Genomic DNA, 13,002 nt, shown 5'->3' with positions numbered 1-13,002 from the left:
GACCGGTCCCGGCGACGTACTCGACCGGCGCGAAGATCGACTGGAAGACGGGCAGGGCGAACACCCCGGCCCGCGCGCCGGTCGCGAACGACCGCGTCACCAGGCCGGCCACGGCCAGCAGGACGACGCCCAGCAGGAAGGCAGCGGGACAGATGACGGCGAAGCCGCCCACGAACGTCAGCACCGACCGGCCGCCGCGGAACCCCGCGAACACCGGCCAGGCGTGCCCGATCATCGCGGCGGCCGTCGCCGCGTACACGGGTACGGCGCCCGCGCCGCTCACCCCGCCGAACCCGACGGTGTGCCCGCCGGCCACCAGGGCGAGCAGCGCGGCGAGCGTCCCCTTGAGGGTGTCACCGGCGAAGACCGGCGCGGCGGCCCGCCGGCCGAGCCGTTCCTTGACGTTCCAGAACCCCGGGTTGCGGTCGCCGACCTCGCGGGGGTCGACGCCGTGCGTGCGGGCGACGAGCACGGCGACCGGCACGGACCCGAGAAGGTAGCCGCCGATGACCGCGACGAGCAGGGGAACCATCGCTTCCTTTCACCTCACCAGGTACGGGGATCTGGGGGCCATGCGTCACATGGCGTTCGACCGGCCGGTGCTGCGGCGCACCCCCGGATTGCTGTTCTGGCGGCTGCTCGGCTCCGGCCGTGGGACGTCGATGAGCCTGGGCGCCGACCTGCGGCGCTGGGCGCTGCTGGCGGTCTGGCGGGAGGAGCGGGAGCTGGACCGTTTCGTGGCGGAGTCGCCGGTGGCGGCCCGGTGGCGGCGCGAGGCGCTGGAGTCGTGGCAGGTGCGGCTGGCTCCGCTGGCCTCGCGGGGCCGCTGGGACGGGGTGGAGCCCTTCGGCCCGCCGCCCGGGGCCGGGGCCGGCACCGGCGGGCCGGTGGCCGTGCTGACCCGGGCGTCGATCCGGCCCTCCCGCCTGGTGGCGTTCTACCGGTCGGTGCCCGCGGTGGACCGGCTGCTGCGGGAGCAGGACGGCTGCCTGGCCTCGGTGGGGGTCGGCGAGTGGCCGCTGGCCCGGCAGGCCACGTTCTCGCTGTGGCGGGACGCCGCCTCGGTGCGGGACTTCGCCTACCGCGACGGGGAGCACCGGCGGGTGATCGGCAGGACGCGCGCGGAGGGCTGGTACTCCGAGGAGTTGTTCGCCCGGTTCACGCCGTACGCGAGCGAGGGCACCTGGGACGGCGCCGACCCGCTCGCCTGACCGTCCCAGTGCCGTGCCACCCAGGCCACCCAGGCCACCGTGGCCACCCAGGCCATCGTGGCCACCCATGCCGCCCGGGCCCGCCTGGTCACCCGCGCCATCCGCAGCGCCGGGCTCCGGGGCCCGGCCCGTCCCCCGGGCGGCGCGGTTCCCGCGCGGGCGGCGGACGCCGTCCGGGGACGCCGCGGCCGGTGGCCCGGTCACCGGACCGGTTCCACTGCGAGATGGTCGCGGACCCTGGTCACCACCCCGCCCTCAGCGAGGTCGCGCGCCACCTCGCAGGCGCGGGCGACAGTCCTGGCGCGGGAGGAACCGTGCGCGACGACGACGGTGCCGTCCAGGCCGAGCAGGGCTGCCCCGCCGTGCGTCTCCGGGTCGTAGCGGGCCGCCACCTCCCGCAGCGCCTCGGGGCCGGCCACCCCCGCGCGCGCCACCATCGCCAGTGCCGCGCGCACCGTGCCCTCGACGTTCTTCAGCACCACGTTCCCGGTGAACCCGTCGGTGACGATCACATCGACGGTGCCGGCGAGGACGTCGTGGCCCTCGACGTTGCCGTGGAACCGGAACGGCAGCCCGGGGAGCAGCCCCTCGGTCCTGCGGGTGAGCCGGTTTCCCTTGCCCGGCTCCGAGCCGATCGACAGCAGGCCGACCGACGGGTCGGCCACCCCCAGCACGAGCTGGGCGTAGGACGCGCCGAGCAGCGCGAACTGGGCGACCATCTCGGGGGTCGGGTCGGCGGTGGCCCCGGCGTCGACGAGCACGGTCGCCCCTCCGGTGACCGAGGGCAGCGCGACGGCCAGGGCCGGACGCAGCACGCCCTCCGCGCGGCCGAGGCCGCGGATCGCGCGCGAGACGACCGCGCCGGTCGAGCCGGCCGACACGAACGCCGACGCCGCCCCCTGCCGTACGAGGTCGCAGCCGACGGCCACGCTGGTCTGGTCGGCGGACACGGCCCCGGCCCCCCGCTCGGTCATCGGGACGATCTGCTCGGCGTGCACCACGTCGATCTCGCCGACCGCGTCGTGCCGGGCGAGCTCGGCGCGGATCGCGCCGGCCCGGCCCACGAGGACCACGGGGACGCCGCGGGCACGCCGGGCGAGCACCGCTCCGGCGACCGTCTCGGCCGGCCCGTGGTCTCCGCCCATCGCGTCGACGGCCACCGGCTCGGGCATCATGTCCTCCTGAGGAAAACGTTCGGCGGGCGGGAGGCGGGCGTCCGGGCCGGGATCACGGGACATCGGCGGTCACGCGGCGCTCCGCCCGGTCGGCGGCGGACGCCGCGAGCAGGTGCCGGGCGAAGATGGCCGCCCTGCGCCGCCGGGGCACGACGGCCCGATGTCGGAGCACGTCGTACCCGACGGCCTCGATCCGGTCGAGAATGCCCCCGTACAGCTCGTAGGCGGCCCGGATGCACGGCCGGGAGGAGGGGGCCAGCATGGCGACGCCCTCCAGGGCCTGCCCGTAGTGGTCGCGGGCCCGTCCGGCCTCGAAGGCCAGCAGGTCCCGCAGCGCCGGGGTGGGGGCACGGCGTCCCAGGTCGGCCGCGTCCACGCCGAACTTGTCCAGGTCCTCCAGGGGCAGGTAGATCCGGCCGCGGGCCAGGTCCTCGGCGACGTCGCGCAGGAAGTTCGTCAGCTGGAAGGCCAGCCCGAGCTGGCGCGCGGGTTCGCGGGCCCGCTCCTCCATGCCGGGCAGCGGTTCCAGCACGGGCAGCATCATGGTGCCGATCACCGCCGCCGAACCCTCCATGTAGCCGAGCAGGTCGTCGTAGGTGGCGTAGCGGGTGACGGTCAGGTCGGCGCGCATCGACCGGAGGAACGCCCGGATGTCGCCGTGGTCGATGCCGAACGAGCGCACGGTCTGCGCGAACGCCGGCAGCACCGGGTCGTCGACGGCGTCGCCGGCCAGCGCCGCGGCCAGCCGGGCCGACAGGGCGTCCAGCGCCCGTGCCCGGTCGCCGGTCATGGTGAAGGAGTCGACGATCTCGTCGGCGTAGCGGGCGAATCCGTACAGGGCGTGCACGTGGGGGCGTTTCCAGGCCGGCAGCAGCAGGGTCGCGAGATAGTAGGAGCGGCCGTGGCGGGCGTTGAGCCTGCGGCAGCGCTCGTAACTCGCGGTCAGGGTCATCGGGATTCCTCCAGGACGCGTTCCGCGGCCAGCCGGCCGGAGACGAGCACCGGGGGCACGCCGACCCCGGGCGCGGTGAACATGCCGGCGAAGTGCAGGCCGGGCACCCGCCGGGCGGCGCCCGCGGGCCGGAACCACGCCGTCTGGGTGAACCGGTGGTCGAGGGCGAACGGGGTGCCGGCCGAGTGGCCGAGCCGCTGCCAGGCGGGCGGGTCGAAGGTGAGCCTCGGCGCACCGGACAGGTCGCCGTAGCCGAGGTCGGCGAGCCTGCCGAACAGCCGGTCCTCCAGCCGCGCGGTGAGCCCGTCCCAGTCTCCGCGGTGGAGGTTGGGAGCCGGTTCCAGCACGGTGAGGGTGGCGTGACCGGCGGGTGCGGCACCGGTGTCGGAGTCGGGGTAGGTGACCAGCAGGTGAGGGTCGGGCTGCGGCCGGCCGGCGGTGAGGGCGGCGAAGGCGGCGTCCCAGTCGCGGCCGAAGTGCAGGGTGTGGTGGGCCTGGCCGGTGAGCCGCCGGTCGAGGCCGAAGTGCATGACGAGACAGGAGGGCGAGTGCCGGGGACGGCGCAGCCGCCAGTCGCCGGCCGCTTCCGGAAGCAGCCCCGCGTGGGCGCCGGGCAGGTCGCAGGCGACCACGACGTGGCGGGCCGGCAGGTGCTCGCCGGTGTCGAGCCGGACCCCGGACACCCCCGACGCCCCGGTCTCGACCTTGACGGCGCGCGTACCGTAGCGGAACTGGGCCCCGGCCTTCTCCGCCACCGCGGCCAGGGCCTGCGGGATGGCGTGCATGCCGCCGTGCCGGGGGAAGAAGACGCCGCCGACCGTGTCCATGTGGGCGATGACGGCGTAGATGCCGAGGGCCTGGCGCGGTGCCAGGCCGACGTACAGGGCCTGGAAGGTGTGCGCCTTGACCAGCCTGTGGTCGGTGAGGTGGCTTCCGACGAGGCGGTCCAGGCTCCGGAAGCCGCCCATGGCCGCCAGCCTGGCCAGAACGCGCGGCTGGACGAGGCTCCGCAGCCGGGTCATGTCGCGGTCGATGAAGGACGACCACTCGGCCTCGAACAGTTCGCCGAGGCGTGCGCGGAAACGCCGGTACCGGTCGGCCTCCGCGGCGCCGCACAGCGCGCGCACCTGCTCGATCATGGCGTCCTCCCCGGCGACCATGTCGAGGTGGGAGCCATCGTCGAAGCGCAACCGGTAGTACGGGTCCAGCCGCCGCAGCGGGAGCCAGGTCTCCATGTCCTCGCCGGCGGCGGCGAAGACGCCGGCGAGGACGTCCGGCATGGTCAGCACCGACGGGCCGGTGTCGAAGCGGTACTCGCCGAGGGACGCGGTCCCGCAGCAGCCGCCGGGCACCCGGCCGGCCTCGACGACCGTGACGTCCCGCCCCGCGGCGGCCAGTCTGACCGCCGCGGCCAGCCCGCCGAGGCCGGCCCCGATCACCACGACCCGGCTCACGTGCCCCTCCTCGTCGCCAGGTCGGCCAGCTCCGCCAGTCCCTCGGCCGCGTCGCCGGGGATGCCGGCCCCCTCCAGGGCGGCCACCGCGCGGGCGACGAGGTCGCCGATGCGTTCCTCGGCGGCCTCCCGGGCCCCGGTGGCGGTGATCAGCGCGCGGGCGGCCTCGACGTCGTCCTCGTCGCGCACGTTGTCCATGAGCGCGGCACCGTACGCGCCGGCCCGCTCCCGCGCGACCGCGGTCAACCAGGTCTGCTTGCCCTGCCGCAGGTCGGCGCCGACGGGTTTGCCGGTGGCGGCGGGGTCGCCGTACACGCCGAGCACGTCGTCGCGGAGCTGGAACGCCTCGCCCAGCGGGAGGGCGTAGGCGCTGAGCACGGCGCGCAGCCGGGCAGGCCCGTCCGCGACGGCGTGCCCGAGGTGCAGGGGACGCTCGACGGTGTACTTGCCGGACTTGTAGGTGGAGATGCGGCCAGCCTCCGCCGCGTCGCCGCCACGCCTGGCGGCGTGCGCCAGGTCGAGGTACTGCCCGCCGATGACCTCGGTGCGCAGCTGGTTGAACACCTCCAGCGCGGCAGGCAGCCGGGGCCCGCAGTGCAGCAGCGCGGCGTCGGCCCAGGTGTAGGCGAGCATGCCGAACAGGACCGCGGTGGACTCGCCGAACCGGGTGGCGCTCCCCCGCCATCCGCGCGCGTCGTGGTACGCGGCCATCGTCAGGTGCGCCGTCCGCCGGCCGCGCCGGGTGCCGGCCTCGTCCATGACGTCGTCGAGCATCAGCGCACCCGCGTGCATGAGCTCCACGGCGCAACCGGCGGCGTAGACGGCCTCGTCGTCCGGTGAGCCGCCCGCCGCGCGGTGCCCCCAGTAGACGAACGCGGGCCGCAGCCGCTTGCCGCCCTCCCGGACGAACCCCAGCAGGACCTCGCGCAGCACGTCGAGGTCAGCACCGAGGAAGGCGAGCTTGTCCGTCTCCCCTTCGAGAAGCCGGTCGAGACGGTGGTCCATCAGCTCACGGAGCCGATCGGTTTCCCGGGTGACGGCGACCACGGGCATCACTCCTCTGCGTCGATGGTGAGAACTTCGCAAGCGAGGCCGTGTTCGGATGCGCCCGGGTGAAGACGAGATCGGTCGGCCCTGCGGAAGGCGCGCTTCTGGCGGTGCATCCCCGGAACGACCTGCGAATAAATCAACCCATCGCGCAAAAAGCCGTAAAACCATGAGAACGGTCCGGCTGTCAGGTCCCTGCGATGCGTCTGTCCCCGAGGGGTGCCGTCACCCCGTCGTCCGCCGCCCCGAAGGGTTCCACCATCCCGTCCCCCGGCACGCGGGGAAGCCGGCCTGCCCGGCACGCGGGGAAGCCGGCCTGCCCGGACGGGACGCACGACGGCGAGCCCGGCCCGCGGAGCGGACCGGGCGGGTGACCGCGGGCTCCCGCCCGGATGGACGGGAGCCCGCGGTGTTCTCAGTTGCGGCCGCTGACGCGGACGATGCCGGTCACGGCCGGCGGCGGGCCGGTGCGCTGGTTGTCGTAGACCAGCTCACCGTCCTTGCGCCACACCCTCAGCCGGAGCTGGTCGGTGCGGTCGAACGGTTTGCCCGAGTCGACGGCGGTGACCTCGAACGTGACGTCCACGGTGCCGTTGACCCGGCCCTTGCCGCGCAGGATCGCCGTGCCGTCCGCCGCGGCGAGCACCGTGTAGGAGGTGTCGCGCAGCCGGAATCCCGGAGCCTGGTAGCTCAGCCCGCCCGTGGGCGTGGTGGCCTTGCGCGGGTAGGAGGCGGTGACGAGGAAGGCCGCCGCGCCCGCCCTGCCGCAGGCGGCGGTCAACCGGCACGAGTCCGCAGGAGAGGCCGTCGCCCCGGCGCCGACCAGTGAACCGGCCGGGTCGTAGACCAGCACGTGGACCTTCTCCTTGCCCTCGCCGGCGGTGTCGGCCGTGGTGGCGGCGCCGTCGTCGTCGGTGACGGTCACCGAGATCGGGTAACGGCCCGCCTTGGTGAACACGTGCGGCAGGGCGGTCGTGCCCTTTCCGCCGCGACCGGTCACCGCCCCGGTCACCCGCTGCCCGCCGACGGTCCAGACGGCCGTGTGCGTGTCGGCGGTTCCCGGGTCGGTGAAGGACGCCTCCAGGGTGAGCGGGACGCCCACGGCGACGACCGTGTCGGCCACCGGTGCGGTGAGCGACACCTCGGGGGCCGCGTTGGTGACGTTCAGTCTCAGCTCGGACGTGCCGGTGGCGCCCTTGTCGTCGGTGACCGTCACGGTGACGGTGCGCTGCCCGTTGTCGGCGGCCACATGCTTCAGTTGCAGTTCCTTCCCGTTCACGGGCACGGTCTTCGGCCCCGAGCCGTCGCCGTAGTCGACGGTCGCCGTCCAGGAGGTGGAGTCGGGGTCGGTGAAGGCCGCCTCACCGGTCCAGGCGGCACCCTCGGCGATGTCGCCGGCCCCGGACACCTTCACCTGCGGAGCCTGGTTCGGCGTCTCCGCGGCGAGGACGGTGACGGAGAAGACCGCCGAGGTCTGCAGGCCGCCGTCGTCGCGCACGGTCACGGTGACCGGGTACGTGCCGGCGGCGGTCCACCGGTGCTCCAGGGCGATCTGCGTGCCGTCGGGGGTCACCGGTGCCGGACCGGAGCCGTCGCCGTAGTCGACGGTCGCCGTCCAGGACGTGGAGCCGGGATCGGTGAAGGACACGGTGCGCCGGAACGTCTCGTTCACGGTCAGTTCGGCGTCCGGTCCCGCGGTCACCACCGGCGCGGTGTTGGACGTCTTGTCGGTGATGACATAGCGCACGGGCTCTGCGGCGATGTCACCCTTGCTGTCGCGCACCTCCACCAGGACGGTGCCTTCCACCGGCTTGTCGAAGGTCCTGGTCGCCGTGACGGTTCCGCCGCCGGCCTCCTGCTTCACCTCGGCGGGGACCGGGGAGCCGTCGCCCCACTCCACCTTCGCGGTGTGGGTGTCGGCGGTGTCGGCGTCGGCGAACGTCACCGTCACGGTGAACGGCTCACCCGCCGTGCCCTGCACCGGGGCGGCCGGGACCTCGATCACCGGTGCGGCGTTCGCCTCGGCTCCCTGCCCGGCGAGGGTCACCACATACGGGGACTCGGCGCCGTCGGTGGTGAAGGTCAGCTTCCCGCTCGCCGGCCCGACCTGGGTCGGGGCGAACGCCACCGCCACCTTGCACACGTCACCCGGGCCGAGCTTCTCGGGGCAGACCTCGGTCTGCGTGAACGGGCCCTCGGTCTTGATGTCGATGAGGGACATCTCCCCGGTCCCGCGGTTGGTCAGGGTCACCTCGACCGGGTAGCTGGTCGTCCCGACGCGGATGGGGTCGGCCCAGTTGATGCCGGTGCGGTTCAGCGCGTGCCGGACCTTCGCGGTGGCGGAGGCCGAGTCGTCGGCGTGCTCGGGGTCGGTGACCGCGAGGCTGGAGACGCCGGCCCGCGCGGTGAGCTCCGTCTCGTCGGCGGTGCCGGACGGGATGGTGGCGGTCACCTTGACGGTGGCGCTCCAGCCCGGTTCCAGGACCTTGACCGTGTTGCGGAACCCGCCCGCGAAGGCGGTGCACAGCCCTCGCGAGGTCTCACACGCCGTCTTGCCCGCCTCCTGGGGGACGACCATGTCGAGCCGGACGGCGGTCGCGGGGTCGGGCCCCTTGTTGGTGACGGTGCTCGTCCAGGTGACGGTCGTGCCCGGTGCGGGTTCGGCCGGTGAGACCGTGTGCTTGACCTCCAGGTCGGCCCGCACGGTGGACGGCGTCAGCAGGAAGGACCGCTCCCGTTTGTTCCCGTTGTCCACGGAGTGGTCGTGGATGAAACCCCGCGCCAGGATCTGGCCGGAGGAGTTGACGTCGAGCAGTGAGGTCAACGTCATGCAGGGCACGGTCTTCGTGTCGCACTTCGGCCGGGGGAGCAGGTCCTCCAGCTTGTAGCGCCGGCCGTCCAGCCACAGAATCGGCACATCGGCGGCCGACGTGCCGGTGAAGCCGGCCACCAGGCCGTGGTCGTTGACGGCGTGGGCCACCCCCTCACCGAGGTCCGTGCGCCGGCCGTCCTTCCAGGCGTAGGCGTGCGTGGTGACCTTCTCGCCTGTGTTGCACGTTCCCGCGCCGACCACCAGGCCGGTGGCGTTGACGTCGTGCGCGCCGCCGCTCTTGGACTCGCACTCCGGGAGTTCCAGCGGTGTGGTCACACCGTTCTGATAGACGGCCGGCTCCCAGCTCGTGGGAATGCCGAGGCCGTCCCATTTCGTCACGTAGGAGCCGGCGACGGTGCCCTTGCCGTTGACGCGGTCGCTCGGGGAGCCGTACCCCATGTACTGCGGTGTGGTGGGAAGCCGCTTGGCGGTCCCCTGGTTCCACATCACGTAGGGGCTGACGCCCTGCTGCCCGTCCATCCAGCCGAACACCTGGCCGTTGTCGTTCAGGTCCCGGGCCCTGCTGTTGGTCAGCGTGCCGGACGCCGGTTGCAGGTCCGTGATGGAATTGCCGCGGAAGACCACGGCGTGCTGCTGGTTGTTGCCGCCCACCGTCGCGTGGGCCCAGCCGGAGACGTCACCGGCCTCGTTGATGCCCGTGGCGCCCGCCCCGCACGGGAAACCGGGAACGTCGGTGCAGGTCAGTCCGCCCAGGTCGGTGAGTGCACCGGCCTGCCAGCGCACGGCCCGGCTCCGCTGGTCCTTGTCCTTCGTCGTGGCGGCGACCTGGCCGCGGTCGTTGAGCGCGACCGCCTCGGTGTGCGAGGCGTCGCCGCCGGGCAGCGCGCCGATCTCGGTCACCGTGTAGGAGCCGAAACGGGCCACCACCGTGTGGGCCCGGTCCATGGTCAGCGTCAGCGTCCCGCCGGGCCGCTCCTTCCCGTCGACGGTCCACCCCAGCGGGATGCGACCCGCTTCGGCGGTGGCGGTGAGCGTCACCTCGGTGCCGGCCCGGTACTTCTCCTGCGCCGGGGACGCGGTCACCGAGCCGCCGGGCTGGGCCGACAGTTCCAGTTCGAACTCGCGGGTGTCGGCCTTCCGGATGCTGACGGCGTCGCGTGCGGTGCGTGTGCCCTTGGTGGTGTCGGCCTTGACGGTGACGCTGTACACGCCGTCGGCGAGCGGGCCGGTCGTGGCGCCGTACGTGCCGTCGTCGGCGGCGCCGTCGTCGCTGTTCCCGTCGTCCTTGAGGGTCAGCTCGTGGCGGGTGGCGTCCTCGGCGATCAGGATCGCCTGCACCGTCGCGCCGGTGACCGGTTCGCCGTCGTCGGCGACGGTGGCCGTCACCTGCGCCGTGCCGTCCTCCGACGCCTGGCGGGCCTTCGCCGTCACGGTCACCGGGTTGCCGGTGATCCAGGCGGCCAGGGCCGCGGTGACCGGCGCGGTGCCGGTGTTGGTGATCTCCAGCTTCCACGCTCCCGCGGTCGGGGTGGGAACGCTCAGCCCCTGGAAGGGCTGCTTGGCGCTCGCGCTGCCCGCGGTGTAGGAGGCGGCCGGTTGCCCGGCCGGGTCGCGCAGCAGCAGGCCGACGGTCGACGGCAGCGCGCCGGTGACGCCGAACGCCGTGCCCTGCGGGACGTCCAGCGGCACGGTCGCCGTCTTGCCCGCCTCCACCGTGGCCGAGGGGGTGGCGAACGTCGAGGCCGTCCCGGGGCCGGCGTCGGCCTTCTCACCGGCGGGTGCGGCGGCGTCCTTGCGCAGCGGCTCCACGCCGCCCGGGTTGCCGGTGTCGACCAGCGTCGAGGCGAGCCTCGGGTAGACGTAGCCGTGGAAGTCCTCCCGCGATGCGGTCATCTCGGTGTGGGCGGTCCGGGTGTAGGGGATGTCGGTGTAGGTGAACTGAGCGCTGGACTCCGGGACGACCCCGTCGCCGTCCTCGGGAGCGGACCCGCCGGGGGTGTAGCAGGGCACGCCGTGGCCGACGCCGACGAGGTTGGAGGCCGTGACGCCCTTGAGGTCGGTGACCTTCGAGTTGAAGACCTCACTCACGTACGGCACGGTCAGCTGCTGCGTGGCCGGCCAGAAGGGGACGGGGATGTTCATCAGTGACGCCAGGTCTATGACCATGTCCGCGCAGGGGGATCCCCGGTTGGGGGTGCCCAGCTGGAGCATCCGGTTCACCACCGGCCTGCCGTCCGGCGAGTCGGGCATCTCGGTCTGGATGTACTGCCGGGTGATCAGCCCGCCCATGGAGTGGGCGACGACGTCGACGTGGAAGGCTCCCGTCCCCCTGCGTAGGGCTTCGATGTAGACCGCTTCCTGCTCGGCGTTCTCCCTGATGGTCATGGTGCGCTTGAGGGGGTTCGACTCGGTGCCGGTGTTGAGTTCGCCGGGGATTCTCCCGTCGCCGACCGCGTACCCCTCCAGTAGCGAGTTCACCCTCCGCATGAGTTTCGGATACTCGCCCCATGCCGCTTGCGCGTCACTCTTGTATCCGTGCACCAGGGCCACGGGTTTGGGCCGGACCTCGTAGGATTCGGTGCGGCTGCTGTGGACGACGCCGCCGGCGACGAGCGTCGCGGTCACCTTGCGTATCGATCGCACCTCACCCTGATGCCAGGCGAAGCCCGCCGTGTCCCAGATCACCTCCTCCGTGACGGACTCCCGTGGGGGAAGAATCTCCTCGATCTCCCCGCCGGGCAGGGTCTTCCCGGACACCTCCTCGACCAGTCGGAGCCGCGTGGACACGGGGCGGTTACCAGGATTGAACATCGAGACGGAGATGCGGACCCGGTTGCCGTCGATCGTCTCCGCCTCCGGTACCTCGACCCACTCCTCGGACGGGTAGATCTGTGTCGTGAAGGTCATCGAGGAGATGACGGGGTCGGCGTCCCCCAGGTCGATCAGGAAGGCGTGGTCGAGGACCTCCCCCGGGGGGGTGCCGACACCGGTGATCTGGCCGAGGTCGTTGATGTCGGTGGCCCTCTTCAGGAACCAGCCCACCTCCGGGACCAGGGTGCTCAGGTAGACCCCGGTACCGTTCTCGAACAGGCCGGCGTGGAGCCAGCCGTCCTGGTGATACAGCCTTCCCACGCCAGTGCCGGCGTTGTTGATCGCGTCCACCATGCCGCCGCGAGGCGTGTTCATCGCCTGGGGGCGGCCGTCCTTGTCCCAGATGAGGGGCATGTAGCCGCCGTCCGCGTCCGTCCCGTAGCCGGCGACCTCCCCGTGGTCGTTGATGTCGAAGGCTATGGTGGAGTCCATGTACTCCAGGCGGTCCCGCTTGACGTCGATGGGTTCGCCGGGTCTGGTGCGGAAGGCGCGGTATTGCTTGTCCTTCTTGTCGCGGCTCATCTCGGCGCCGCCGACGACCGACCCGAGGTTGTTCAGCGAGACGGCCTCCAGGCTCTGGCCCTCGAACCCCTGGAGAGTCAGGATCGAGCCGTCGGGATCGCGGATCCAGCCGCCGCCTAGGACCTGGCCCTTGTTGTTGATGGCCCTGGCCTGCTTCGGTTCGATGCGGGTCGACGTGCCGTCCTTGAAGAGGAAGGAGCGGCTGTCTTCGTCGGTGCCGACCACTGCGCCGTCGTCGTTGATGTCCCAGGCCCTGCTGTAGCGGATGTCGGGGCCGAGGGTCGCGTGGATGTCGACGACGGACCCGTCGCGGTACATGACGGCTTTGCCGCCCCCGTTGGTGTGCTCCGAGACGGCCCCTACGACCTCGCCCTTGTTGTTGATTCCCCCGATGAAACCGCCGTTGTTGTTGAGGGGGCCGAGATCGATGAACGTGGCCCCGGAGGCGGTGGACACCTTCGTGCTCTTCGGGGACGGTGTCGGAGTCGGGGCGGCGGTCGCGGGCGAGGGCAGGGCGAGGGGGCTGAGCACCGCGACGAGTGCGGTGAACGCTATCCGTCCCGCGAGGGCACGGCTGAGTGACCAGGTCAAGGAAGACTCTCCGAAGTCGGAACCGGACGCGGCGCGGAAACGCGGAGGAGTCGGCGCTCGCGGAGTGAGGGTGAGGGGCGTTGTGACCGGCCGGTCCGCGCGAGGAGGGCGGGAACGCACCCTCGCGGGGTCCTTCCCCGGGTCTCAGGACGGGTGTCCGCGCCTTCTCAAGGGATGCGGGGCCCGGCGGCGGGTCGGACCCGCCGTCGCGTGGCGGAACGTTTTCGCTCACGTAAAGCACCGGCGCGAATACACGACATGGACGTGATACCGGCCCTTCTGGTGCTGTTCAGAACCTGATAATGGATCGGCTTGATCCCCCGCCAGGATGACCCGTCGTCCTTGTG

Annotated in this window: 6 protein-coding genes and 1 pseudogene; 1 reads left to right on the top strand and 6 read right to left on the bottom strand. The window is 72.8% G+C overall.

Annotated elements, in window-relative coordinates; all coding sequences use genetic code 11:
* Positions 1 to 31: 31 nt before the first annotated feature.
* Positions 32 to 532, bottom strand: a pseudogene (locus tag F4562_RS35530) (glycerol-3-phosphate acyltransferase); the annotation flags it as partial.
* Here F4562_RS35530 and F4562_RS32235 point away from each other — a divergent pair.
* Complete coding sequence (locus tag F4562_RS32235; RefSeq protein ID WP_184547018.1) at positions 507 to 1,211, top strand: spheroidene monooxygenase; 705 nt, start codon at positions 507 to 509, stop codon at positions 1,209 to 1,211. The pseudogene F4562_RS35530 and the gene F4562_RS32235 sit on opposite strands and share 26 nt — an antisense overlap.
* Positions 1,212 to 1,411: 200 nt before the next feature.
* Here the strand turns inward: F4562_RS32235 and plsX are convergent, their stop codons facing one another.
* The 5 genes from plsX to F4562_RS32210 form a co-directional block, all read right to left on the bottom strand.
* Complete coding sequence (plsX, locus tag F4562_RS32230) at positions 1,412 to 2,383, bottom strand: phosphate acyltransferase PlsX (protein ID WP_184547016.1); 972 nt, start codon at positions 2,381 to 2,383, stop codon at positions 1,412 to 1,414.
* A gap of 55 nt (positions 2,384 to 2,438) precedes the next feature.
* Entirely contained in the window at positions 2,439 to 3,338 is a 900-nt protein-coding gene (locus tag F4562_RS32225) for a phytoene/squalene synthase family protein (protein WP_221207779.1), read from the bottom strand.
* The gene (locus tag F4562_RS32220) at positions 3,335 to 4,792 is read right to left on the bottom strand and encodes a phytoene desaturase family protein (protein WP_184547014.1); all 1,458 of its coding nucleotides are present in this window, start codon (positions 4,790 to 4,792) and stop codon (positions 3,335 to 3,337) included. The genes F4562_RS32225 and F4562_RS32220 overlap by 4 nt, the downstream gene beginning before the upstream one ends.
* The gene (locus F4562_RS32215) at positions 4,789 to 5,844 is read right to left on the bottom strand and encodes a polyprenyl synthetase family protein (protein ID WP_184547012.1); all 1,056 of its coding nucleotides are present in this window, start codon (positions 5,842 to 5,844) and stop codon (positions 4,789 to 4,791) included. The genes F4562_RS32220 and F4562_RS32215 overlap by 4 nt, the downstream gene beginning before the upstream one ends.
* A 409-nt stretch (positions 5,845 to 6,253) precedes the next feature.
* Positions 6,254 to 12,655: a PKD domain-containing protein gene (locus tag F4562_RS32210; protein ID WP_184547010.1), complete on the bottom strand. Its 6,402-nt coding sequence runs from the start codon at positions 12,653 to 12,655 to the stop codon at positions 6,254 to 6,256.
* Between the last annotated feature and the right edge of the window lie 347 nt (positions 12,656 to 13,002).

Source organism: Streptosporangium becharense, assembly GCF_014204985.1.
GTDB lineage: Bacteria > Actinomycetota > Actinomycetes > Streptosporangiales > Streptosporangiaceae > Streptosporangium > Streptosporangium becharense.
The sequence above is the reverse complement of the archived record's forward strand: the minus strand, read 5'-3'. Positions and strand labels throughout refer to the sequence as shown.